This is a genomic window from Thermoplasmata archaeon (assembly GCA_038729465.1).
Taxonomy (GTDB): domain Archaea; phylum Thermoplasmatota; class Thermoplasmata; order Thermoplasmatales; family ARK-15; genus JAVRLB01.
Genome location: JAVYRZ010000006.1, coordinates 31775 through 57587, shown reverse-complemented (window position 1 = coordinate 57587; position 25813 = coordinate 31775). Strand labels below are relative to the sequence as shown.

Annotated in this window: 25 protein-coding genes and 1 tRNA gene; 11 read left to right on the top strand and 15 right to left on the bottom strand. The window is 32.7% G+C overall.

Translation table 11 applies throughout. The annotated features are described in order from the left end of the window. Positions 1-8: 8 nt before the first annotated feature. Positions 9-170: a hypothetical protein gene (locus QXQ25_03255; protein ID MEM0160725.1), complete on the bottom strand. Its 162-nt coding sequence runs from the start codon at positions 168-170 to the stop codon at positions 9-11. Between the two features lie 684 nt (positions 171-854). Between QXQ25_03255 and QXQ25_03250 the strand changes: the two genes are divergently transcribed. Both QXQ25_03250 and QXQ25_03245 read left to right on the top strand, forming a co-directional pair. After that, positions 855-1049, top strand: a complete 195-nt coding sequence (locus QXQ25_03250; protein ID MEM0160724.1) for a hypothetical protein — start codon at positions 855-857, stop codon at positions 1047-1049. A 591-nt stretch (positions 1050-1640) separates the two neighbouring features. Beyond that, on the top strand, positions 1641-2120 hold the full coding sequence (locus QXQ25_03245; GenBank protein MEM0160723.1) for an acyl-CoA thioesterase: 480 nt from the start codon (positions 1641-1643) through the stop codon (positions 2118-2120). Here the strand turns inward: QXQ25_03245 and lat are convergent. Further along, positions 2107-3420, bottom strand: coding sequence for an L-lysine 6-transaminase (lat, locus tag QXQ25_03240; protein ID MEM0160722.1), 1314 nt, complete (start codon positions 3418-3420; stop codon positions 2107-2109). The genes QXQ25_03245 and lat overlap by 14 nt on opposite strands. Before the next feature lie 431 nt (positions 3421-3851). Between lat and QXQ25_03235 the strand changes: the two genes are divergently transcribed. From QXQ25_03235 to QXQ25_03200, 8 genes are all read left to right on the top strand, one after another. Beyond that, positions 3852-4172 carry a roadblock/LC7 domain-containing protein gene (locus QXQ25_03235; GenBank protein MEM0160721.1) on the top strand — a complete coding sequence of 107 codons (321 nt, stop codon included), beginning with the start codon at positions 3852-3854 and terminating at the stop codon, positions 4170-4172. Continuing rightward, positions 4169-4828: a hypothetical protein gene (locus QXQ25_03230; protein MEM0160720.1), complete on the top strand. Its 660-nt coding sequence runs from the start codon at positions 4169-4171 to the stop codon at positions 4826-4828. The genes QXQ25_03235 and QXQ25_03230 overlap by 4 nt, the downstream gene beginning before the upstream one ends. Before the next feature lie 72 nt (positions 4829-4900). Then, positions 4901-6499, top strand: a complete 1599-nt coding sequence (pheT, locus tag QXQ25_03225) for a phenylalanine--tRNA ligase subunit beta (GenBank protein ID MEM0160719.1) — start codon at positions 4901-4903, stop codon at positions 6497-6499. An 80-nt stretch (positions 6500-6579) separates the two neighbouring features. Beyond that, complete coding sequence (gene purH / locus QXQ25_03220) at positions 6580-8061, top strand: bifunctional phosphoribosylaminoimidazolecarboxamide formyltransferase/IMP cyclohydrolase (GenBank protein ID MEM0160718.1); 1482 nt, start codon at positions 6580-6582, stop codon at positions 8059-8061. 13 nt (positions 8062-8074) lie between these two features. Next, positions 8075-8638, top strand: a complete 564-nt coding sequence (locus QXQ25_03215; GenBank protein ID MEM0160717.1) for an aldolase — start codon at positions 8075-8077, stop codon at positions 8636-8638. Between the two features lie 89 nt (positions 8639-8727). Further along, entirely contained in the window at positions 8728-9543 is an 816-nt protein-coding gene (locus QXQ25_03210; protein ID MEM0160716.1) for a UbiA family prenyltransferase, read from the top strand. After that, positions 9540-10277 (top strand): geranylgeranylglyceryl/heptaprenylglyceryl phosphate synthase, encoded by a 738-nt coding sequence (locus QXQ25_03205; protein ID MEM0160715.1) that lies wholly within the window; start codon positions 9540-9542, stop codon positions 10275-10277. The genes QXQ25_03210 and QXQ25_03205 overlap by 4 nt, the downstream gene beginning before the upstream one ends. A gap of 25 nt (positions 10278-10302) precedes the next feature. Next, complete coding sequence (locus QXQ25_03200) at positions 10303-13299, top strand: hypothetical protein (protein MEM0160714.1); 2997 nt, start codon at positions 10303-10305, stop codon at positions 13297-13299. A 21-nt stretch (positions 13300-13320) separates the two neighbouring features. Here the strand turns inward: QXQ25_03200 and QXQ25_03195 are convergent, their stop codons facing one another. Next, on the bottom strand, positions 13321-13875 hold the full coding sequence (locus QXQ25_03195) for a YceI family protein (protein MEM0160713.1): 555 nt from the start codon (positions 13873-13875) through the stop codon (positions 13321-13323). A gap of 489 nt (positions 13876-14364) precedes the next feature. Here QXQ25_03195 and QXQ25_03190 point away from each other — a divergent pair, with 489 nt between their 5' ends. Continuing rightward, entirely contained in the window at positions 14365-15183 is an 819-nt protein-coding gene (locus tag QXQ25_03190) for a fumarylacetoacetate hydrolase family protein (protein MEM0160712.1), read from the top strand. On the opposite strand, the gene QXQ25_03185 is transcribed toward QXQ25_03190, so the two are convergent. The 12 genes from QXQ25_03185 to QXQ25_03130 form a co-directional block, all read right to left on the bottom strand. Further along, the gene (locus tag QXQ25_03185; GenBank protein MEM0160711.1) at positions 15177-15836 is read right to left on the bottom strand and encodes a 6-hydroxymethylpterin diphosphokinase MptE-like protein; all 660 of its coding nucleotides are present in this window, start codon (positions 15834-15836) and stop codon (positions 15177-15179) included. The genes QXQ25_03190 and QXQ25_03185 overlap by 7 nt on opposite strands. Further along, positions 15823-16959 carry a DUF373 family protein gene (locus tag QXQ25_03180; protein ID MEM0160710.1) on the bottom strand — a complete coding sequence of 379 codons (1137 nt, stop codon included), beginning with the start codon at positions 16957-16959 and terminating at the stop codon, positions 15823-15825. The genes QXQ25_03185 and QXQ25_03180 overlap by 14 nt, the downstream gene beginning before the upstream one ends. Before the next feature lie 263 nt (positions 16960-17222). After that, a tRNA-Phe gene (locus QXQ25_03175) sits at positions 17223-17295 on the bottom strand. A 290-nt stretch (positions 17296-17585) separates the two neighbouring features. After that, positions 17586-18971: a radical SAM protein gene (locus QXQ25_03170; GenBank protein MEM0160709.1), complete on the bottom strand. Its 1386-nt coding sequence runs from the start codon at positions 18969-18971 to the stop codon at positions 17586-17588. A gap of 101 nt (positions 18972-19072) precedes the next feature. Then, a complete protein-coding gene (locus tag QXQ25_03165) occupies positions 19073-19489 on the bottom strand; it encodes a THUMP domain-containing protein (protein MEM0160708.1) in 417 nt (138 codons plus the stop codon). Positions 19490-19493: 4 nt separating this feature from the next. Continuing rightward, on the bottom strand, positions 19494-21590 hold the full coding sequence (locus QXQ25_03160) for an ATPase domain-containing protein (protein ID MEM0160707.1): 2097 nt from the start codon (positions 21588-21590) through the stop codon (positions 19494-19496). A 9-nt stretch (positions 21591-21599) separates the two neighbouring features. Continuing rightward, complete coding sequence (locus QXQ25_03155) at positions 21600-21815, bottom strand: LSM domain-containing protein (GenBank protein MEM0160706.1); 216 nt, start codon at positions 21813-21815, stop codon at positions 21600-21602. 32 nt (positions 21816-21847) lie between these two features. Beyond that, a complete protein-coding gene (locus tag QXQ25_03150; protein ID MEM0160705.1) occupies positions 21848-22003 on the bottom strand; it encodes a hypothetical protein in 156 nt (51 codons plus the stop codon). Between the two features lie 14 nt (positions 22004-22017). Continuing rightward, on the bottom strand, positions 22018-22584 hold the full coding sequence (locus tag QXQ25_03145) for an exosome complex RNA-binding protein Csl4 (GenBank protein ID MEM0160704.1): 567 nt from the start codon (positions 22582-22584) through the stop codon (positions 22018-22020). Beyond that, positions 22581-23183, bottom strand: coding sequence for an METTL5 family protein (locus tag QXQ25_03140; protein ID MEM0160703.1), 603 nt, complete (start codon positions 23181-23183; stop codon positions 22581-22583). The genes QXQ25_03145 and QXQ25_03140 overlap by 4 nt, the downstream gene beginning before the upstream one ends. Then, positions 23180-23446: a hypothetical protein gene (locus tag QXQ25_03135; GenBank protein ID MEM0160702.1), complete on the bottom strand. Its 267-nt coding sequence runs from the start codon at positions 23444-23446 to the stop codon at positions 23180-23182. The genes QXQ25_03140 and QXQ25_03135 overlap by 4 nt, the downstream gene beginning before the upstream one ends. A gap of 68 nt (positions 23447-23514) precedes the next feature. After that, positions 23515-25797, bottom strand: a complete 2283-nt coding sequence (locus tag QXQ25_03130; protein ID MEM0160701.1) for a DNA topoisomerase I — start codon at positions 25795-25797, stop codon at positions 23515-23517. Between the last annotated feature and the right edge of the window lie 16 nt (positions 25798-25813).

Sequence of the window (25813 nt, the reverse complement as noted above, 5' to 3'; positions counted from 1 at the left end):
TCACCTTCTTATATAACATTGTTCTGTTCAATAATCATTGATTGTCTGCCCAACATAGATCTTTCTGGGCCGTTTATAAAGATATCTAGAATCATATTTTCTAGCTCCACTGCCTGTAAAAAGTCTTCCGGACAGTTGTGATAAGTTCCAGATACTTCTTTATTAGTCATGCTTTTCACATTATTCTAATTATTATAATTATGATAATTATTAACAAATATATAAATATTTATTACAAAAATTGTTAAAATTATATTTTGTATTTTTTAAATTTTTAGCAAAAAGCCCTATTTGACAGATTGGAAAAGATGTTAGTACTTTATTTATACATGAACCCAGTAATCTTCATTTTTATAAAAGATAAATAGGTATTGCAGAAATTCAAGGTCAATTTTTGCAAAGAAAGAGGATAAAAAAGTTAAATGCTGTTAGAAATTTGAGAGAAGCAGTAATTCTCTGATCTTCAGAAAGAAGATGCACTGATTTTCCTCAATACCATGCCGGAAATTGAGTGCGAGAATATTTTGCTCTTTTATATGCTCATTGCTTATTTTTTAGATAATTTTTGCTACATTTTAGAAATAATTGTTAAAAATCTAACTTATATTACCGGCATAGCAATCAATAAAAATGTTTATAAACATCTGCGTGTTATATAACATTGCTGATAAAAATAACCAGCACAGTAGGGTGAATGTAATCCGAATTCACGCCTGCAGAGATCGCGACATCCTGCAAGTAGGGAACATATCCGTACTAGCAGAGAGCGGTCGTTGAAGCAGGAAGCTCCGATGCTTTAGCTGAGGGGTAGTTCACATATTACAACATAATGTAACTTTGTTGAGGTAAATATTATGGCAGAAACAAAAACATGTAGTGTTTCCGGATGCAATGAAGAATCTTACAAAACAGTAGGAAAAGATAAAGCAATGAAAATATTCAATTTGAAAGAAGGAGAAAAAAGAGCACACTTATGCAAAGAACATTATAAAGAATACAAGAAAAAAACAAAAAAAGAAAGAGAAATAGACCGTGTTGGATGGGTCTAACCTCTATTCACTTTAAAAACATAAGTATTTTATTCTGACTATTTTCTAACAACGCATAAATCTGACCTTCTATCCTCTCTTAAGGATTGCGTGTCCATCTTTTACAGTCAGTTCTTTGTGTATTCAAGTGCTCTTAGCCAATATTTCGTCTTTGGTACTTTACACTGGATACTTGTATAGTGGCTTTATTATCAAACACTTCTATTTTAATTTTTTTAAATTGCTAAACGTCTAATTCTCGTTAAAACATCTGGCTTTTACTTCTTTACCGGCAAAAAGTCATAATTATCAAGAGTAATAATTACTATTGGATCCAAGATATTATACTTATTAGGTGACTCAGAACAGCCATGAATGTGTATTTATTCGGATAACTTATCAGAATATCCATTATTCCAGTTAAAGTGCTTAGTACTCATCGAAATTTTAGATCTGTTTTTCATTAACACTAAAAAGCTCACTTAATTAGCTCTGTAAATTTAATGCCAAGTTTTTTAGAGTTCTCAAGTCTCAATATATGGATCATGAAACAACGAGCCCTCATAATCATATAAGAAAACTTTTAGTAGTATTGCTTATTATTATAAATCCATGACATCAGATAATGGAAAATATGTTGATGATTCCCGAGCAGAATCTGTTTATTCAGTATTACCAGCAGATACTAATATTTATGGAAATCTTTTTGGAGGCAGACTTGTAGAATGGATCGATAAGTTGGCAGGCCTTGTTGCAATAAGACATTGCCGCAAAAATGTAGTAACAGCCAATATCGACAATCTTAGTTTTATTGAACCTATAACGCTTGGAGATAGTGTTATAATGAAAGCCTGGATAAACTATGTAGGCACTACTTCTATGGAAATACAGGTTGATGTATTTACGGAAAAAAGAGCAGATGGAACTAAAGCTATTGCTTGCACTGCATATTTAACATATGTTGCGATTGATGAGCACGGAAGACCAACACCAGTGCCTAGGTTAATATTAAAAAATGATGCTGAAAATAAAAGATTTGAAGAAGCATTACAAAGAAAAAAAGAGAGATTAAAAAGGGTTAAAGCTCTTTGAGAGATTTTTCCAAAATTTCAATCGCCTTATTAACATGATCTGGTTCAAGAATTAACGGAGGTCTAAATCTAATACCTTTTTCACCGCTGATGAGTGTTAATAAGTTATTTTTAAATAGAATTTTAGAGTAGCTATCTCTGGTTTTCGAGTCTTTAAGGTCTACAGAAACCATCAAGCCTCTGCCTCTTGTATTGCTCAAATACTGTGGATACTTGTCCTGCAAATCCTGCAAAGATTTTATGAAATATGCACCTACTTTTTCAACGTTTTTCAATATATTATCTTCAATCATAATCTCGATATATCTTCTTGCACGAACCATATCAACAATATTACCGCCCCATGTAGAGTTTATTCTGCTTGACACATGAAATACGTTATCTTTTACCTCGTCTACTTTAGGCCCGACCATTATACCACAAACTTGTGTTTTTTTACCAAATGCAATGATATCTGGCTTAACATTAAAATGTTCATGTGCCCACCATTTTCCAGTAATACCCAACCCGCTTTGAACTTCATCAACTATGAATAGTATATCGTTATCAGAGGTTATTTTCCTGACCGCTTCAAAATATTCTTTTCTAAAATGGTTATCTCCGCCCTCGCCCTGAATAGGTTCCATAATAAATGCTGCGATATCATCTTTATTTGCATCTATTTCATGTTGCATCTCATCCAAGCTCTTTTTCTCTAACTCTATTACTTCTCTCAAATTCTTTTCATTTAATGGAAACTTAATTTTTGGATTAGTAACGCGTGGCCAAGAAAACTTTGGGAAATATTGTGTTTTTTTGGGATCAAAAGTATTAGTTAAAGACATAGTATATCCAGTTCTACCATGGAAAGCTTCCTTTAAATGCATAATTTTTTGACCGACCTCTTTTTTATATCCTTTTTCAAAATTCTTTCTTACTTTCCAATCAAAAGAGGTTTTTAGTGCGTTTTCGACAGCTAAAGCACCGCCTTCTACAAAGAAGAAATATTTCATGTAATCTGGTGCAGTTTTAGAGAGTGCGTCTACAAATTCTGCCATTTCGACAGTATATATATCACTATTTACAATTTTGTTTAATGCAGCTCGGTTCAACTCTTTTAAGAATTCTGGCTCAAACATTTTCGGGTGATTCATACCTAGTGGGGAAGTTGCAAAAAAACCAAAGAAATCTAAGATGTTCTTGCTATGCGCAGAATCATAAAGCCATACACCCTTGCTTTTCTCTAAGTCAAGGACCAAATCATAGCCATCTAGTAATATTCTTTTGCCTAAAATATCCGGAACGTTTTTTGGAGTTATCATAAAGGGGAAATGCATTTTATAGATATAATATTTTCTAATAATGGTGATCTATGCATAAAAAAGGTCAAAACACAACTGTTAATATTCAGAAAAAAATAAAATATTGAAAATAAAAAATGTTTTGTAATGAATGGCATTTGTAATTTTAAATTTTCACTTGTTAACAGATAAATAACATTATGGGTAGAAATAAACCATTAGATCACGTTTATATAGTTACAGGTAAAAAGTTCCTGAAAATGGCTGATTTCTAAGATATTAAAATGTAGAAGATACGTACTTTTAAAGAAAATCTATTACAAATGCATTGTAATACGTATGAATTTAATGTTAAATAACAATTGATTTAACGTTTATTTCTGCCATCGAAATAACAGAAAATATTATAAACCTAATATCTATATCATTGAATATAGGGAAGCTGATGCAGTATGGATTTAGAGAATCTAAAGAAAGAATTGCACTTGACGGGTGTTGCTATTATTAGAAGGGATGGTACAATGGAAGATTCCGTACTCTCAGAGCAGTTAAATAAAGATACTTTCTCTATTATGTGCGCTACTATTTATGGTGCGGCGATAACCGCAAACAATGAGCTAAAATATAAAAATTTAAAAAAGATAATTATAGATACCGAATCAGGATTCTTGATGTTGTTACCATACAAAGATCGCCATTTTCTTATATCGATAATGCCACAAAACTCAAATTTAGATGAAATCGCTAACAAAATATCCTTGAAAATACAATGATCTCTGAAAGCCTAGATTTAAGTATAATATATAAAAAACTTTATAGCTATTTTGGAGAGCAACATTGGTGGCCAGCTGATTCTAAATTAGAGATGATATTAGGTGCTATACTAACTCAGAATACTTCGTGGAAAAATGTAGAGAAGGTAATAAAAAATCTGAAAACTAAAAACTTGATGACTCTTGAAAATCTTTTCAAAATCAGTGATAAATACTTGGCTGAACAGATAAGAGCATCTGGTTTTTATAGACAAAAAGCAAGAAGAATTAAAAATTTTGTAGAAATTATAATACGCGATTTTAATGGAAACCTTGAGCTTTTTTTATCACAGGAAGATCTTTATGAAAAGTTAATTAAAATTAACGGGATAGGCAGAGAAACGGCCGACTCTATTATATTATATGCTGCAGACAAACCGGTATTTGTAATAGACCTATACACTCTCAGAATCCTAAAAAGGCTAGGTTATGACATCAAAGAAAACAAGAAAGATTATACAAAAGCTCAAAAATTGTTTTACGGATCATTGAGAGACGATGTTTCCCAATTTAAAGAGTATCATGCATTACTTGTTTTACTTGGCAAGCTATATTGTAAAAAAGTACCAGACTGTGAACATTGCCCTTTAAATGATTTATGTAAAAAAGCAATATAACTTCTAAAGCTCAAGTTCTTTACTGTCAAAATATGAAAAGTTATATTTATGATGATTCAATTACTATTCAGGATGGTAGTCGTAAAATTTCAGAAATCCGAGCTGTTTGAACTTACAGATATTAAATCCATAAAAGATATTGAGCCAGTAATAGAAAAAATAGGAATTGAAATAAAGAGAGAGGATGAGGATTCGATAGATATCGAACTTTATCCTGATCGCCCGGATTTAATACCCATAGAAGGTCTGGCCCGAGCCATCAATAATATACTCATTTCTGATAACTTAAAAGAGTACAAAGCAAGGAGCTCAAAGATAGATTTTTTTGTAGATTCTGATCTTATTGGAATTAGACCATACATTGTTTCTGCATTGATTAAAAACTTAAAAGTCAATGATCAGGTTATCAAGGATATGATGGAAACTCAAGAAAAACTGCATTTAACAGTTGGCAGAAAAAGGGAAAAGGTTGCGATCGGATTACATGATTTTGATAAAGTGAAAGCTCCATTTTACTACTTTGCGGCAGATCCTATAAAAACTACCTTTAAACCTTTAGGTATGGAAAAGGTACTTAATTTAAAAGAGATATTAAGAGAGCATGCAAAAGGGAAAGAGTATGGCGATATTTTAAAAAACTTTGAAAAATATCCAGTTATAAAAGATTCTAACAATAATATTTTATCATTTCCACCCATAATAAATGGGTCACTTACAGAGATAACATCAAATACGAAAAATGTATTGATCGATTGTACAGGAACAGATCTAAAAACATTGATTTTCACTTTGAATATACTGGCAACTGCATTTGCAGATCGAAAGGCTGAATTATACAAAGTAAAAATACACTATCCTTTTGGAGATCTGATTTTACCAGATCTTAAGTATCAGTCTTATACAATTAAAAAAGAGCATATAAAAAGATTGCTCGGGATGGACTTTAGTGACGAAGTACTATTATCATCACTAAAAAAGATGGGGTATGAGGCACACGTTTACAGTAATTCTTTGCGGGTAAAATCGCCTCCTTACCGGATGGATATTATGCATGAAAATGATATAATAGAAGATATAGCAAAAGGCTTTGGATTTGAAAACTTTGTCTTGACGCTTCCAGAAATATATACTGTTGGTTTCAGTTCTGCTCTTGAAGATTTAAAAAACAGGTACAGATCCGTAATGACAGGATTTCAGTTTATAGAAGTCACTACTCTTACTCTAATTCCATCTATCAACGAATTTAGTTCAACGGAAGATATTTCGTTACTTAACCCTGTAACTGAAGATCAAACTTTAATACGCAACATGCTGATACCGTCATTATTTAATATTTTGAACAAAAATCGTCATAATCCACTACCACAGAAAATTTTTGAAATTGGGGATGTGATATACAATCAATCCCAAGAAACGCATGTAGCAGGCCTTGCCGTCTATTCTAAAGCTGGTTTTACGGACATAAAATCGTATGTAGAGTCTTTATTTAACCAGATTGGAATAGAAATTAATATAGAACCCACAACTTTACCTTTTTTCATAGATGGTCGAGCAGCTTCTATATTGCATAATAATGAAAAAATTGGATTCTTTGGAGAGTTTCATCCACACATTCTTGAAAAATTCGAAATAGCAAATCCAACTATCGGATTTGAGTCAAAGATCGTGTAACATGCTAACAGAAATCTTATTTACTTCGTTCTTATAAAAATATAAAAAATTTTATTTTTAAGATATGTATTACTTTCTCTATGAATATATTAATATCAGTCTATGACAAAACCAATTTAGCAGATTTTGCTTTAGCCTTAAGAAAGATGGGACATAACATTATTGCAACTTCAAACACGCATAAGTTTTTGAATGAGGCCGGCATAGAAGCTATAAAAATAGAAGAATGGACAAAATATCCTGAGATCTTAGATGGAAGAGTAAAAACATTAAATCCTGTTATTTTTGGAGGTATCCTGGCGAAAACAGATCAGATAGATGAACTAAAAAAGTTAAACATAGAGAAGCTGGATATGATAGTTTGCAATCTTTATCCATTCTGGCAGGTTATAGATGATGATAAACTTGTTGAAAACATAGATATAGGTGGTGTTTCATTGATCAGGGCAGCTGCCAAGAATTTTGAAAGAGTTACGGCAGTAGTGGATATTGATGACTATGCTAAGATTATTAAAACATTAAAGAACGATCAGCTCATTCCTGAAGATCTAAGAAAAGAGCTAGCGCTGAAAGCGTTCGCTTACACTTCTAAATATGATTCTATAATATATAATCGTTTCTGGAGGCTTTTCAAAAACACAGATTTTCCAGACACTCTGCTTATATGGGCTGAAAAACAGCAAGAATTAAGGTACGGAGAGAATCCACATCAAAAAGCAGTTTATTATGTAACAGAAAAACCTTGGTTCGAGCAACTGCATGGAAAAGAGCTATCTTTTAACAATATATTAGATATGGACAATGCAGTAAACCTAACCTTTGAATTTAAAGAGCCAACGGTGAGCATAATAAAGCATACTGTCCCCTGTGGCGTAGCTATTGGAGATACCATCAAAAACGCTTACGTAAGAGCTTACGAATCTGATCCAGAATCTGCTTATGGCTCTGTAATATGCTTAAACCGGAACTTAGACCTTGAAACTGCGCTGGAACTAAAAAAACTATTCACTGAAATAATCATAGCTCCGTCGTTCAGTGTTGAATCATTAGAGTTGCTTAAGAAATCTAAGAAAAATACAAGAATTATCAGAATAAAAAGCATTCCGTTACGTGACAAAGACTTAAAAAAAGTAAATGGAGGATATCTATATCAAGATGCAGACACAAAGATCTTAGATACGTTCAAGATCGTAACTGAAAGCAAACCAACTAATGAAGAGATTGAAGATTTAAAATTTGCATGGAAAGTGGTAAGATATGTCAGGAGCAATGCCATAGTAGTAGCCAAGAAAGGGCAGGTTATAGGAGTATGTGGCGGTCAGACTAGCAGGATTGAAGCCATGAAAATTGCATTAAAAAAAGCTGGTACTAAGGCAGAAAATGCAGTGTTAGCCTCAGATGCATATTTTCCATTTCGAGACAATATAGATGAAGCAGCACATTATAAGATCAGTGCTATTATACAGCCTGGAGGATCTATAAGAGACAGCGAAATAATTGAGGCTGCAAATGAAAATAAAATATCTTTAGTTTTTACAGGATACAGAGTTTTTAAACATTAAAGAGGTGTAGTGTATGAATTATTATTTAGAAATGAAAAAGATTGGAAAGATGTTAGAAGACCGAGGGCTAGTTGCTTCAAGTCACAGTGGAAACCTAAGCGTAAGAATTGATGGCAGTATGTACATTAAAAAGACGGGTGCTATGTTAGGGGCACTTACTGAAGAGGACATTGTAAAAGTAGATCTGAACAATCTAGAAGACCCAGGATATAAATATGCATCAGTAGAGTCAAAAGGGCACAGAGCCATATATTTAAATACAGATTCCATGGCTGTAATACATGCGCATACTACATTTGCGATCGTTGAATCTTTGATCGAGAAGGAGATAATACCGGTAGATATTGAAGGGAAACTTTACCTTGATAAGATTCCAGTCATTGAAGTAAAAGATGCGGTGGGTTCAGTAGAGCTGGCTGAACGGTTAGGAGAGGTTATGCAAGAATATCCGGCTGCTGTTGTAAAAGGTCATGGTACATTTGCACATGGCAGTAATTTAATGGAGGCATTCAAGTGGATTACTATCGTTGAAAGTGTATCCAAGATCAAGTACTATTTTGAACATGCTAATAAGTAACATGTTTATCCATTTTTATATTTTTAGAGATTAATAATATTTTAAAGGATAGCAAAATTATTATATTTACAAGTTTTTAAGAGCGTAAGATGAATCCATATTTAAAGATCATTCGACCTATTAACTGTTTGATGTCAGGGGTATCTATTTTAGTTGTGGCCATAATATTATATGGATTAGAATTTTACATACATTTTCAATTGATCATAATAGGATTTGCAATAACGTTTTTAGTCACTGCTGGAGGAAATATCATAAATGATTATTATGACGCAGATCTGGATAAAATAAACCATCCAAAAAGACCTATTCCTTCAGGGCTTATCAAAAGATCTACCGCCAGGAACTTGGCAATATATGTATTTATAGCCGCATTGATAATATCTATTTTTACAAATTACCTGGCAATTATTATTACAGTTATCGCAATACTTTTATTGTATTCTTATGAGTATAGATTAAAAAATGCAGGAATATCTGGAAATGTAGTGATCAGTCTATTGGTAATGTCTCTATTCATTTTTGCAGGTGTTCTGTTTGATAAAGTATACATTATCACTTTTTTTGCGTTGATGGCCTTTTTTTCTAATCTTGGGCGAGAGATAATAAAAGATGTGGAAGATGTTAAGGGGGACATAAACAGAAAAACGCTACCTAAAAAAATAGGGATAAGGAACTCAAACATTATCGCTGTAGGATTGTTAATTGTAGCTATATCCATAAGCCCCATCCCATACACATTAGGACTCTTGAAAATATATTATTTGATTATTGTGATTATTGCAGACATAATTTTTTTATATGCGGCGATTATACAGTTTAGAAGTCCAAGAGCTGGCCAAACATTTGCAAAGTATGCGATGATCATTGGCCTGCTATCATATGTAATCGGTGGCATTTTATGAAAGTTTATGAGTATATAAAAAATAAACTGAGATCTGAAAAATTACACATGGTCCTTATAGATCCCGCAAAACAAAATATAGATAAAAGTCTTGAGCTTGCAGAAAAAAGCATAGCCGCAGGCACAGACGCAATTATGATTGGCGGTTCTACAGACATAACATCTGAAACTATTGACAATTTGATCTTAAAGATAAAAAAGAGCTATAGCACACCGATCATTCTATTTCCAAATGGCGTGAAAGCAATATCCAGATACGCAGACGCAATATATTTTATGAGTATGCTAAACTCTAAAAATTTGAAATATGTAATCAGGCAACAGGTAGCTGGTGCTAAAATAATAAAAGATTATGGGATAGAGCCTATCTCTATGGGCTACCTTGTGATCGAGCCTGGCATGACTGTTGGAAGGATTGGCGAGGCAGAGCTTATAAAGAGGGAGGATGTTGAAACTGCTGTAAAATATGCAATTGCAGCAGAGTATCTGGGCATGAAACTATTTTATATCGAGGCTGGCTCTGGAGCAGCAATGTCTGCTTCGCCACAAATGATAAAATCAGTAAAAGAGAATATAACCATTCCTCTTATAGTTGGAGGTGGGATCAGAAATGCAGTTACTGCCAGAGAGATCTGTATTTCTGGAGCAGATATAATAGTTACCGGAACAATCCTCGAAGAGGTAAAGGGAGTAGAAGCACTATTGAGGGAGATAATAGAAGAGATTAAAAAATAGCTAAATATCTGGGGGAGGATAGCAAATGCGTAAAACAGATAGGTTGGGAAAATATTTCAGGTTAATTATTCCAATAGATAATATAGAATATATTCAAGATTTTTTCAAAAACGCAGAGCATTTTTTTACTGCGCTTCACAATGTTGTATTATCTAAATTCAGCTTTGAACTCTATCTTTCACAAAACAAATTAAATTTTTATATATGGCTTGAAGATTCATCAGAATTTAACCATTTTTTCAATTTATTAACAATACTTTATCCATCGTTTAATTATCAGTTTATCTATTCAGAAGCACCTTATTTTTCACCTGAAAAGCATTATTTATGTAAAAAGCTAAAAATAGGAGGATCTGAGTTTGAACCGTTTCTAGTAATGGAACGTAAAGATTCAGTTTTTGAGCATATTGTAAGATTATTGTTAAAATCAGATCGTGATAGTGAGGTATGCATACAGATTTTGTTGCAGAGCACATATTTTAAGTTCCCTTTTCTGAGCAATAGAGCTAAAAAATACGAACCTGTTAAGGATTTTGTAACCAAAGAGCAAAATAAGCTCATAGATCAGTATGAATATAAAATAAAGTGTGCAGACGTAGCATACAGGGTTCAGATTACCGTAACCGTAGAAGCGGAGAAATATCATATGCTTGAATCAGCAATTTTAGAATCTTTAAAAACCGCTTTTGAAAAGGGCGGTAACAGGTTCCTTGTAAAAAATGCAGATTTTAACAATGTTATAAACCATAAATTTGAACGGTCAATCATTAAAAGGCAGATAATGATTCCCAGAGAACTTGGCCAGTTTACTATTTTTCCTACTTCTATGCTAGAAAAAGCAGGGCTTGCATATTCTTATTTTTCTATTTCCAAACAATATGTTGCGTCTAAAAACAAGTTTGATATAATAGTTGGCAAAAGTTTGTTTAAAAATTTTGAATATTCAAAAATCCATATGAGCTTGAATGAAGGAGAGCATACTGCAGTATTTGGAGAGACTGGGTATGGAAAAAGTACGTTTTTAATTAACACCTTTCTTCAATCGCTGGATAAGGATGCAACACTAATATTTTTGGATCCTGTGGGAAACAGTGTTAAAGATATTATTTCAAAGATAGATCCTGTATATCTCAGCAATATAGTATACATAGCTCCAACTGAATCTCCGATCGGAATCAATCTGATGGATGTTTATTCAAATTCAGAAAAAGACATTGCTGTTTCGAGGCTTACTGACGATATAATATTAACATTGAAATCAGTTACAGAGGCAAAATCAGGCATTGAAAACGGATTGATAGGCACAAAGATTGAAGATATATTAAAGCATACCATAATCGGATTAACAGATATTCCCAGATCAACATTTATAGATATTTCATACATACTAAATAGAGAACATTCTAGATTAATATTTAAGAAACTTACCAAAAATATTCACGCACTGGATTTTATAGAAGATTACAGTAACTATACTCCATTAGATTTAAACTCAACTAGGAGGATAGTGAACTATGTAAAAACAGATAACGTTTTGAGGCGTATGGTCTGTACTAGAACTCCTAAATTCTCTTTGGAAGATAGTATTAACAAAAAAAAGATAATCTTGATAAATGGAGAACGCGGTAAAGTGGGTGCTAGTGCGTCTTCTTTCTTGTTATCTGCTTATTTAACAAAAATTTGGATATATACCCAGTTTAGAAAAGAAAAAGATAAGATTATATTGTTTGCTGATGAGTTTCACGAATACTCAAATCTCTCATTTTCAGACATTCTGGTAACTGGTAGAAAAGAGAATCTTAGTATATTTTTATCAACTACCAACACAAATTTAATAAGTAATACATTACTCAGCAGTATTCTATCAAATGTTAAAAATCTGGCACTTTTTAAATTAAGTGCCGAAGACTCTGAGAAATTCGGAATGATCTCCAAAGATCTGGATCTCACTAAATTAACTAAGCTTGTCGCATATATCAAAACTGACGAACAGTATGATCTTGTGAATATTGATTTACTAGGTGGTGGCAATAACCTGAATTTTAAAAAAATTATAGATTACAACTCTGTCTTTGTCACTGAAGATGATTCTTTACCTTCCATATTTTTAAATTTAGAGGCTGAATATTTTGAGCTATTTCAGAGTTTTTTAGATTTGGAAGTTTTGAATAAGAATACAGATTTCCATAGTTTATATTGGGTATCGAATACTAGAGCACAGAAAATTAAGGGAGAGTATATTGACCAAAAAGACTTTTATGATCTTGTCGAAGACTGTTTAAAGAACAAGCTTATAAATAAGGACAACCGCTTATTTTACACGTTTACTGAATCTGGCTTAAAAAAGTTTATGAGCATGATTCATGGAGACAGAGATGTGAATCTAAAAATTTACAGATATTTTACACAGCAGGGTTTTATCTGTTCTCTGCCATTTTCAGAGAATCAAAGCTTAATTTGCAATCCAAATGACCTCAAAAGTGAGGGTATAAGCAAACAGCCGCTGGTGATCGTTCACGATAATATAAATGATATTGAAAAATACAGAGATTATACACCAGTGTATGCTATAAATAACTTTTCAGAAAACTTAGGCTTAAATAATAAAAATGAAGATGCATATATATTTGAATTAAATACCAGTCTGTTTGAAAAACTCAAAGATTTCAAAATTAAAAATGATGTTCTATCGATATGCTCAGACTTATTTTTAATTGCAAATAAATTATATGATATAAAAGACACAAGCGTGACAAGGATATCTAAATACCTGTCTACATTTTTTCCAGAATTAACTGTGAAAAGCATGAAAGATGTTTTGGAATCATATGGTATTATTGCAGAGCAGAATTCTATAAAATTGAACAAAGCAAAGATCAAAGTAATGCAGATAAACCTTGATCTTTGCAAAAAATATGGGCGTTTAATGATAGATGAAATTCAATATAAAGAACTGGAAAGAAAACTTGGATTCCCTATTTTATTAGTACCAGAAGCGCAGTCGATAGATAACATTTCATAGTAACTATTTACATAAAAATTGTTATTTTTTAGTTTTTATAGCTTCAAGCTCTACATTGATTTTTACGATCTCTCCAACCATTAATCCGCCAGCCTCAACGATAGAATTCCATTTAAGGTTCCATTCTGTACGATTTATAGAGCCACTTACACTAACTCCGATTCTTTCATTTCCATATGGATCCGTAATTTTTCCTTCTATTTTTGCTCTTACAGTTACTGGTTTTGTAATTTCTCTGATTGTCAGATCACCAGTAACATCATAGGTATCATTATCAATCTTTTTTATTTTACTGCTAATAAACTTGATTTTTGGATATTTTTCGGTATAGAAAAAATCTGGAGATCTAAGATGGTTATCTCTATCTTTTTCTTTCGTTGAGATTGAGGCTGAATCTATAAAAATCTCAATATTTCCATTCTCTATTTCGTCTACGTTTCCAAAAAGCTTGCCTTGAAATGATTCAAATCTCCCCCTTACTGAAGAGATCATCATATGTTTTACAGAAAACTCAATGTTTGTGTGCGCAGGGTCTATATTCCAAATATTTGTTTTTTGTTCATCTAAAATTGCCATATTTTTACAATTCAATTTTAATATATAAGCTTTATTGTGCTTTTGATAGCAGAAATAAACCTTTAAATCAATTATTGTTTAACATTAGATTCATTCCATATTACAAAGCATTTGTAATAAATATTCTTTTAAAGTATGTATTTTCTATATTTTAATATCTCAGAAATCGGCCATTTTCTGAGATTTTTTATCTATAATTATATATATGAGATCTAACTGTTTATTTCCAGCATAGCGTTCTTTCTCTACTAATCTTATGGCATTTATCATGTTTTATTTCTATAGTTTTATTATATGTGTTTTATATCCAGCATTTATAACTACCTATGTTGATCTGTATCTAAAAAAAGGGATATTTTTTATGTTGCTGTTATTGCCGGAAAACTGATCGGAAGGATTTGCAAATAAGGTTCTAAATTAAATTTATAGATCAATATAGACTTTGGCAATGTCTATAAGTTCAAATAGATAATTGTATTAATCAATCTTATGAAATTAGCATATTTTAAGAAAAAACAATATGCAGTTACTAAAAACAATTTTGTACCATTGCCAAAAAATGTGAGCATTAACAAACTACTTGATGAAGAATATGTAAAAGATCTTGAAGCGTTGGTTAAAAACAGCAGAGATCTATATGAAGCAATACCGGAGATACTAGATCCACCACTAAAAGTATCGAAACTGCTGGGAGTTGGTATAAACTATCAGAGCCATGCTAAAGAGCAGGGTGAAAAGCCACCGGAAGCACCCATCATTTTTCAGAAAGCAAGTACTGCAGTGATCGGCCATGGCAATCCTGTAATAGCCCCAAAGATCGTAACGATGCTTGACTATGAAATAGAACTGGCTGCGATAATAGGTAAAAAAGGCAAATACATTGAAAAAGACGAAGTGGACAACTACATTGCAGGCTATACAATATTTAATGATATAAGCGCTAGAGACCATCAGTTTAAGTATAACAATCAGTGGTTTATAGGCAAGAGTTTTGATACGTTTGCGCCTATAGGCCCTTGGATCGTAGATAAATTTGAAATTGGTGATCCTCAAAATTTGAACTTGGAAACAAAACTGAATGGAAAAATTATGCAGAGTTCTAACACCAAAAATATGATCTTTAAGATCTCTGATATAATACACTTTATAAGCAATGTTCTGACTTTAGAGCCTGGAGATGTGATTTTTACAGGTACACCTGAGGGCGTAGGATTTACTAGAAAACCACCAGTATATCTAAAGAACGGAGATATATTAGATCTGTCTATTGAAAAGATAGGAACGCTCCATAATATGATTTCTCAGTAAAAAGAAATGTTTGCTTTATATTTATATTTCAGTTCCATTATAAGAAACTGTGCAAACCTTAACTTTTTCTTTTTTTGATTTAAGTTTAAATTCTCTTTAAATGAAACATTGTCAAAATCAAAACCGGTAAGCCATATCTTTTTACTTTTAAATTCATGAGCGAGAAACACGCTTCTATCCCCATCAGTAAAGCCGCCAAAGTTGTATATATTAGACAGTGGCTCGGCCTGAGTAGTTCCGTATAATATATTAAAATGCCTAACTAATTCCAGTCTGCCTATGTTATCTCCGTGCGCATGAACCCCCATAATAGCTCCATTTTTACTAGCATATATTAGATCATTTATTGGGCCATCGAGATCTGTAACCACGATGTCTGGAATAATGTTTCTATCAAGTAGGTTAGAGATCGCTGAATCAGCACATATCAACACTTTATTATTTATAAAAGATGTAGATATGTTCATTGTCTTTGATGCACCAATTACCAAAACATCCCTATTTTTAAGTATGGCCTCCAAGTCATCATATTTTAAATAATTACTTTTTAATATGCCACTCAATGTTTTTGAAGAATTAATATCATTTTGAGCATCAAACCTAAACTCTTTCAGTATTAAATAATAATAATTTTTCCAGTCAGTGTAGTTCATTAATTTCTGCCTCTTCACCTTTGAGAGAATGATAGTACCTGAACATTCGATGCATTAAACCTGCAAATAGTACCAGTACTATTCCTATAACTATGATTATTATTGCCGGGAGACTGTTCTGTACAGATGCAAATCCCAACTGTACTGTAAAGAAATAGAGCGAACCGTAGATTGCTAACGTAACTCCAACCGCAGTTATCGTAGCGACCCAGAATCCAGTTGGTACTTTATGATCATGAAACCATGTATCAAAAGTTGCCCCGCCTTCTCTGACCAATACGGCTGCAAAGCTCCACAGCACGAAAATCTTCAAAAATATCAAAGCTTTGTAAATAAACTGTGTTGTTACCGCAGTCTGCTGAAATGAATATATAATTCCTTCAATTATTAATAATATAGCTATGACATTAGCTACAAATGAAAACTTTGCTTCTACAAAATTTTGCCTGATTTTATGTATCCCATTTCTAATGCCTGTTCCTAACTTAAACCCTTTTGCCAGTAGATAAGCTCCTAACACCAATGTAATAACGGACAGTGCAAAAGTAGCTGGATCTGGCAATCTCGCAGTTGGATATATTATAGCATAGGTAAGTATAAATATTATTGCGGCACTGAATCCAAGAAGTATCAATGCTAGAGGTATCATTATTTTTCTTGATATTTTTTCATCCTGTAGCGCTTTAACGAGAATATAATAAGAAGATTCCAGGTTCTTGCTCTGCCTTACAATTATTCTTTTCAAGTGTTTTACTGTAACTCTTGATGTTATAAGTGGCATAATAAATTCGTCTTCAACGCCGTCGCTAACCAAAATAACTCCAGATGGTTTAAGCTGTGAAAATACAGAATCTAGCTGCGCAGATATGATATTGTCAGATTTTATTCCCACTGATACATCCCCGCATATTGTCACAACCTCTACATCGTTACCTTCGTTTTTCAAAGCATCATATGTAGATATTGCCCCATATATTGCATTCGTATCAGAGTCTTCAGGATCTGCCAATCCCAGCGCATTAGCAACTTTCAGATTAATATCACGGCCAATAAATGGCCCATGAAGGCCGGTTTTTCTACCTATATCATCGTCACGATCTATGCACAAAACAATATCTAACATTCTCAATTTTCTTTAATACCTCTTATTATTTAAATTTTATATAGTTTGTTTTATGACATTGCCAGGCTTCGTTAAACTCTGAATTGATGCAATCTTCTCTAAATCTTTGGGCTGTTTTTAAATATAAAAGATCTTCAGAGTAAGCGGTTTCTCCAAAATCCATAACTTCTCTTTAAAAGATATACAATGCCTATCTATCAAAATATAATAGATTTTAGTATATGGATATTAAAAATAGTTATGCCTTTGAATTTATATAAAAGTGCCGTGGGCCGGGATTGAACCAGCGGCCTCAAGATCTTCAGTCTTGCGCTCTCCCTACTGAGCTACCACGGCTTCTCTACCCTTAACTAAATAGTAGATATCTTCACACCAAAGGATCGTGTTTCTGGCTCAAAGAGTAGTAGATAATACTGGCATTGCACTCTCCATACGTGTGATTTCAGAATTTCTCTTTCCTGCTTGCTGACTAGTTCTCTGAGCAAATCTCTTATTACCTTAATTTATATGAACTTTTCTATTGTTAGAAGCCCTTGTACCTTCTCGCTAAAGAATCGAACTTTTACAGCTTTTCCAAACACATTATAAATAAAACTTTTCTTTTTATTTCGTAAAAACAATGAAAATCAACTTTTAGAAGTGAGTGACTTGATTGAATGTATTGGGAAATGTAATATTCTACGAAATGCAAATCCGTTTTCTTTTACAATATCTTTTATTAAGTACACGGGCCTGAAATAAAAGTTGATATATGCTTTCGTAAGCCATGTTTGTATTTGCTTAGATGTAAAATTTTTCAGCTTGATTATCGGGCTTAAAGTCGTGAACATTCTCCAGTCTCTTGACAGCAACAACTTCTTTTCCGTCACATAATCCCAAAGTTTGGTACCTGGATAGGGAGTGGCAATGGTAAACTGAGCTACCGTCACTTTTAATTTTTTGGAAAAATTAATTGTATTTTTTACATCTTCAATTGTTTCATCAGGGAATCCTATTATAAATGAACCAAGAGAATGCAGCCCTGCATTGTTAGCTTTTTTCACTGCCTGGATAGCCAGATCTAAATTTATTCCTTTCCCTATAAAATCCAACGTTTTTTGGCTACCAGATTCTATTCCAAAATATATTGTGTGTAGCCCGGCATTTTTCATGGATCTTGCTAATTCATCAGTAAATAAATTAACCCTTGAAGACGCCGACCAGGTAATGTCCAGCTTCTCTTTTCTCATCTTTTCAGTGAGTTCCAATGCTCTTTTCATGTTCAACGTGAACGTATCATCCAGAAATTCTATCTCTTTTTTCCGATATTTTTCCGATAATATTTTTAATTCTTCTATTACCCTTTCACTTGAATGACCTCTCCACTGTTTTCCAAATTGCAATGACGATGAGCAAAATGAGCAGTTGTAAGGACAGCCTCTAGAAGTCATTATTGTTCCAAAAGGTCTATTGTCCATCATATATCTATCCATAGGCAATAGATCTAATGCAGGAAATGGTATTGTATCTATATCTTTTATCAATAATTCTGGAGGATTGTTTATAACTTTATCATCTTTCTTATAGCTTAAACCTCTGATATCTCTTATATTATAATTTCCATCCAGAAAATCTAATAGATTTGAAAATACAGTTTCTCCCTCGCCACGAACTATAAAATCAACATTTGGATTTTCACTAAATGTGATATCAGGTGTAAAGGTGACATGCGGACCACCTAGCACAACTTTAATTTTATTATTAATGTTCTTAGATATCTCTGAAACTTTATAAGCATCATATATCATCGAAGTTGTAGAGGTAATCGCAACGATATCAGGATTATAGTTTTTGATCTCTTTTTCTAGATTATCAAAACTCATATTCATCACTAAAGAGTCTATAATCCTTACTTCATTTCCTTTCTGACGTGCAACTGAAGCTAAATACGCAAGGCCTAAAGGAGGTGTCGTAGTATTCAATATCTCTTTTACTACAGAACTTGTAGGAGGAGATACAAACAAAATTCTCATCTTTTCACCATCTAATTTTATATCAACCTTACTATTTAAAACTTTCTTGATTTTATCATAAAATATAGAATTAATTTTTAAAGCAATGATATGATAATATTTTAGATAACTTTTACAAAATAGTACCATGCCTTTCCTAAATATTCTAAATGCACAGTAATATCCGGATTCTTTAAATCCACTTTTAGATCTGGAAACGATTCTGAAATTATGGTTCCTACTTGCTGGTTGTACTTCGCAGAGTTATCTGTATTTGTGCGTACTGCGAAAGTATTGTATTTTTTGTCCATGAAAATAGCTTTCAGATCTGTGAAACCATTTATCTTATATACTTCCTGAACTGTAGACAACTCTTCCAGTGTATCTAAAAAATATTTTATATCAACAGTATTAAGCAATATCTTTCCGTTATACTGTTCATACAGTAACTCTATTTCTTTTGATACACAAAAATTTAAAATTTTTGTCAATACCTGAGATTTCAAGTAACTGTGTCTTATGCTGATTAGAAAATACATTTACTCACTTTATGTGCCCGAGAGTAAAAGAGCCCATTATTAATCCAGTCTTAGAAGGTGTAACTTCTATCCAGGATCTGCTCTGAACTTCAGAAACGCCTTTTACCATCAATAATGTTTTAGAGCCTTCAGTTTTAAATTCAATTATTCCATCCATAAGATACGATATCATCTGTACCTCATTTTCGCTGTGTATTCCCTTCTCCATCATGTACATAGACACTCCTTTATCCCTTTTTCTCTTAGTAGTAAATGGCTGTAAAAACTTCAATAATTGCTGGTTATCCATAAATGTAAGCAGAGTTGACAAACTTAAAACTGCTAGCCTGTAATATTTTTCAGAACTTTTATTTTTTTGTACGATCTCATCGATGCTGTTCATAATTGAATTTACGTCTGTCTGCGAACTTATATATTCAACCCCTTCCACTACTGTTTTATCTCCAATGCTTCTAGAATACGCATCGATGATATATAATAATCCTTTAGTCCTGTATTCTTCAATTTCCGGTAACACAAATTTCATGTCTTGCATAACTTCTTCTAAAGTTTTGTCTAATAGCAAAATGATGGAGATAACTCCTTTCTTCAATCCTTCCGCTATGAATGAATAAATCAATACTTCTTTACCAGAATAAGCAGGACCGTAAACTATGACGTTTGACCCAATCGGAAAACCACCAAATAAAAGATCATCAAGTCTTCGAGTCCCAGTCTTTACTTTTTCTTGCTTTATTTCCAATGCCACTTCTTCTTTAGAATTATCAATCTCCTTTTGTATCAACCCTTTCTCTTTCAATTCTATCTCGCGCTCTTTTGCTTCTAAATATTTTGTCTTAGTCCTCAACTCTTCTTCTTTTAATTTTATTGCTTCATTTAGGTTTTCCAGATTGTGTTGCTTTTGCAGTTCTCTAAAATTAGAGATTTCTATCTTATCCATCTCATACTGTTTTAACTGTTCCTGCAACTTTTTCTCCCTATAATTTAGATCCGTCTCTCTTCTGCTAATTTCTTCATCTTTATATTTTAGCCTCTCAGAAAGCTTTTCAGATTCTTTTTCTTTTAAAGCTAGCGCAGTTTTTAAATCTTCAATCTCTAACCTATATTTTTGTATCTCCTCACCCATCTTTTCTGAAAGATATGTAATATCAATCTTCTTTGAAGAAGAAGACAAAAGCTCATCCCTGAATTTAAGCTCTGATCTGTATCTGTCTATTTCTGCATTCTTTTTTTCTAACTCTGCTTTTAAATCTTCAATATTCCCAATTTCTTCATTTTCTTTCATTAAAAAACTTTCTTGCTTTAACTGCTGTTCTCGAAGAGTTAACTCATTTTTTAAATTATCTAAAGATATTTTTAGCTGATTTAACTCCAGCTCTTTCTTTTCTAAAGCTTTTAAGTCCTTCGGCAATGTATTTAAAGCATTTTCTAACTGCCCTTTTATCAATTCCAGCTCATTTTCTTTGCTGTTTAGTGTATATACCAAACTCTCTTTTTGATAAATTATATCCTTTATCCTCTTTTTGAATATGTAAACACCGCCGACTTTAGAGGGATCAACATCCAGCAGTTTTCCAATTTCGCTCATAAAACTATCATAATCATAGATCTTTTTATTTTGTTTTGAAAGTAAATATTTTAGCTCATTGTTTTCTTTTAAAAGGGCTATATTTTCATTATATATGTCATTGATGCTAGCATTTTCTTTTTTAAATTTATCTAAAAGGTTCTGTAACTGTTTCTCCAGCTCAATGATCTTATGCTCTCTTTCTTCAAATTCTTTCTGTTTAAAAGCTAGCTCTTTTAATCTGGAAGAGATATTCGTATCTATAGATTTGATCTCTTCCTCAGTAAGCTCTCTCAAACCACTGTCAATCTCCGAAATTAGCTTCTCAAGAGATTGATCATCTCCTAATAACCATTTCTGCAAAACGTCTTTTTCTTCCACTTGATCTGCGCTTACATTATCAGATAACCATTGCTTTACGTTATCGCTCATTAGTAGTTTTTCCATTTCTTCGGAAGAATAAACATAACCACAGCTCTTGCATGTATGTGTATCTTTATCTATTTCCCCACCACATTTAATGCATTTTACCATGTTCACCAACTATTTTGCTGAAATTCTCACTACATTGTTACCTCTTACAACTACAACTCCTAACTTTCTCACAGTTTCGGCGGCAGTTTCTTCAGTATCTTCTAGGATCATGTTCATATATTCGTCATAACCTACAAGTTTACCTTCTAATATTCTATTATCTTTCAATAGCATCGATACTCTTTTATTCAAAAACTCTTCCATCACTTTCAAAGGCATAGCCATACTATTTTTCACCTACTTTATTTTTTCACGTTCTAATTATTAGAAAAAGGTCCGAATTCATCCTCTTCATCATCATCTTTAAACACAAACTGAATAAGGTCTCTTAATGCAGTTTTCATTTCTTGCACTTCTTTTTTTAGATCTTTTACCTCTTTGTCTAAGCTATTTTTATTATTTTTATTTTTCATTTTTAATCCTCCCATCAATTTTTATATTTAAATTCTACAAGTCCATAATCTTTTGCTATCTTACGCTTCTCTTTCCTTTTACATCTTGTACAAACAAGTAAATCATTCTCTCTTATTAAAGCTTTTTTGCAGCGACCACAATATGCTTTTATCACTCCTAAATCATCCTCATTTGTCGCTAACTGCAAAGAAGGCTTTACCTTGATCACTTTGGCTCTCACTATATCCCCCACTTTGAATTCTTCGTCGCTTTTGTCCACATATACTTTTGATATTTTAGATATGTGAACGGTACCTGTTTGTACACCACCAGCTATAGATTCAAAATCTCCATTTACTATCACCTGTACAATAACAAAATCTTTCATCAGGTCTGTTATCACTCCATACACTAAATCTCCAACTTTTAACTCACCTATCGGGTTTGCTGGAACTACAGATATTATCATGTTTTTCGAATCTGTTAATACTTCCCCCACAACGGTAGCATATATCATACCATTCTCTTCTTTTGTACCATAGCCTGGCAAATACTCTTCTGCAGCACCTATTTTTTCTCCTGGCAATACAATTTTTTTCAAGTAAATTCACCTTTTACCCTTAATAATATTACCTCAATATATTTTTTTGCTTTTTTATGAAAGCTAAATTGATATGGAAGTTCAAAACTATAACTTTTCTGGAAGTCTATAAAATAACCTAGTTCTTTAATCTTTGCATAAACAAATTCAATGCTCTTTTTATGGTATAAAATATAAGATATTTTTCCATACTTAATTTTTTCTAAAAAAGGTATGTTCGCGTTTCTAGTCTGCGATCCAAATGGTGGATTTTCAAGTATGGTATCTGATTCTATATCAAAGTCCTTAACATCTTTATTTATATACTCTATGCCTAAATTTAAATTTCTTGCATTTTTTTCCGCAATTTTTAACTGCCTTGGATCTATATCTAAAGCATACACTTTCTTAGCTCCCAAAATTGCAGCACCTATTGCAAAAATTCCATTACCACAACCAAGATCTGCCACAACTTTATTCGATATATCTCCCTGCATATATGCAATGTGCAATAGATCTGCCGCTATAGATGCAGGGGTTCGATATTGCTCCAGTAAATTGTTTGAATCTTCTAAAAAGTCTAGGTTCTGCAACAGTAATTCAATATCTTTTTTTCTCATAGTCCAGAAAATGCTTTGATCAATATATTCGCTTTTTCTTGAGCCGATTTCACGTTATATCCTTCTTCTTTATACTGCTTTACAATCTCTTCATATGCTCTATGCCATTTCCAGCTGCCTTTGCTGTAATGTGCTATAATTAAGATTTTTAAAATTGAATCAGACACAATTAAATCAAATTTATCTTTTAATCTCATCTTCCATATAGGTAATAGCTCTTTTGGGATCATTACTATATCATTTTGATTTTTAATATTAGACATTGCAAAAAGGTAAATTACCTAGTTTTATAAAAACTCTTTCAATACAAACACATATATGCTATATTTTTTTAATTTTCATGCTTATTTTTTATTGTCTCTGATCTATCAGAGCTCTTTTTGTTATACGCGCATTTATAGTCTACACAGACTTTACGCTTACTTTTTCCAAAATCTAAAATTATCAATGGAGCTTTACATACTGGACAGTTTTCTCCAGTGAATGTGATTTTGCCTTTTTGTGGAAGAGGATAAGTAACTGTACAGGTTGGATAGCCAGTGCAACCCACGAATCGCTTACCATTTTTAGATTGTCTAACTACCAGATCTTTTCCGCAATTTGGGCACTTACCTAAATAATCTTTTTTCTTATTAAATTCACATTTATCGTTTATACATCTAAGTTCTACACTCTGTCCCTTCCTGATTATTTTAATCAGCGGAGATCCACAAATTTCACATTTCTGATCGGTGATCTCGATTTTTCCTGTCTTTGGCAATGAAGTTCTAAAATCGCATGTGGGAGATGAGCATTTTAGAAACTTTCCTCCCTTGAACTTAACGAGAATTAAGTCACTTCCACATTTTGGACATTTACCAAATATGGTGTCGGAGCGTATTGCTTCTTTAAGTTCTGATCTGATCTGATCCTGCTTGGACTCCAGTTCTGAAATAACATGTGCTAGCATATTATTAGAGTCATCTATAACTTTTTCTTTGTTTACAGTCCCTTCAACTATCTGGTCCATATCTATTTCTAATTTTTCGGTCATTTGAGGCTTTACTGCATCAACTTTGTTCTTTTCCAATGCTTCAACTAACGCAAATCCAAGATTTGTAGGTCTGATAGGATTTCCTTCAATATAACCTCTGGTAAACAATTTTTCTATGATTTCAGGCCTGGTACTTTTAGTGCCAAGCTTCAATCGCTCCATTTCTTTTAATAAACTGGACTGATTATATCTAGGTGGCGGCAAGGTCATTTTTTCTTCTTTTCTTATATCAGAAACTGGTATCAGCTCTCCCGGAGTTAGATCTGGTAACTCTTGTTCTACTATTCTTATATATGGATAATACTTGGACCAACCAGGACTAATAATTTTTAAGCCTTTAGCTGAAAAATCTTCGGTTTTTATTTCAATCATTGCATTTGCATTACTTGTCACTGCCGACGGCGCTAATGTTGCCAGAAATCTGCGCACTATAAGCTCGTAAACATCCCAGTATGCTTTTTTCAAGCTTTTCTTTTTGGCAGGTTTTACGGGATATATAGGAGGATGATCGGTCGTAGAAACTTTTCCTCTGGAAGGTATTATTTTATCCTGAGATAGAATCTCACTGATTTCTCTGTCAAATTCAGATCCCATAATATTCTTCAGTGCTATCGTAAGATTCAATGCTTTAGGGTAAACAGTATTGTCAGTTCTAGGATATGAAATATATCCTGACATGTACAGATCCTCAGCAATTTTCATGCTATTTGACACTGAAATGCCTAGTTTTGTAGATTCTCTCAAAAAGTCAGTTGTATTAAATGGAATTGGAGGATATATTTTTCGAGTCTCTTTTTCAAAGGTTTTAACAGTTCCTTTTTTTTCATCCTTAATGCTATTAAATATATCTGCAGGATCTTTTTCAAACGGATTTTTTATGTGCGAGCCAGTAAAATTAACAGAATGTTTAAAATCCGCAAAAATGTTCCAGTAAGGAACAGGTATAAACTCTAAAATTTGCCTTTCCCGATCTACGATCAGTGCCAAAGTAGGGCTTTGCACTCTTCCTACAGACAAGAAACTCTTGCCTTTATGCTCTGCAATGATAGACAGAAATCTGGTCAGTGCTGCGCCCCATGCAAGGTCTACAAACTGCCTTGATTCTGCAGAGTCTGACAGCTTAAAATTAACGTCAATCAAATTCTCAAACGAATCTTTTATCTCGTTCTTGGTTATAGTGCTAAATTTTGCTCTCTTAAAATTTTTTGCATCCAGTGCATCAAGAACCTCTACGCCTATAAGCTCGCCCTCACGATCGTAATCTGTAGCCACTATGATCTGATCTATATTTTTTACTAATTTTTTAAGAGTGTTAATTATGCCTTTATTTTTTATAATTTTTATAGGTTTGCTTTTTGGCAATTTTTTAATGGTTTCTATATTCCAGTGGCTCAGATCTTTTTCATAGTCTAATTCTATAACATGCCCTTTTAATCCAATTACAAAATATTCATTGTTATTATTTTCAAAATGAAAATATATTTGAGCTCCATCTCTAACAGTTTTGGATTTGCCATCTGACAAATAATATGCAATTTTTTGCGCAACGTTGAACTTTTCGGCTATTATTAGAATTTTCATAACAGGTAAGGCGAAT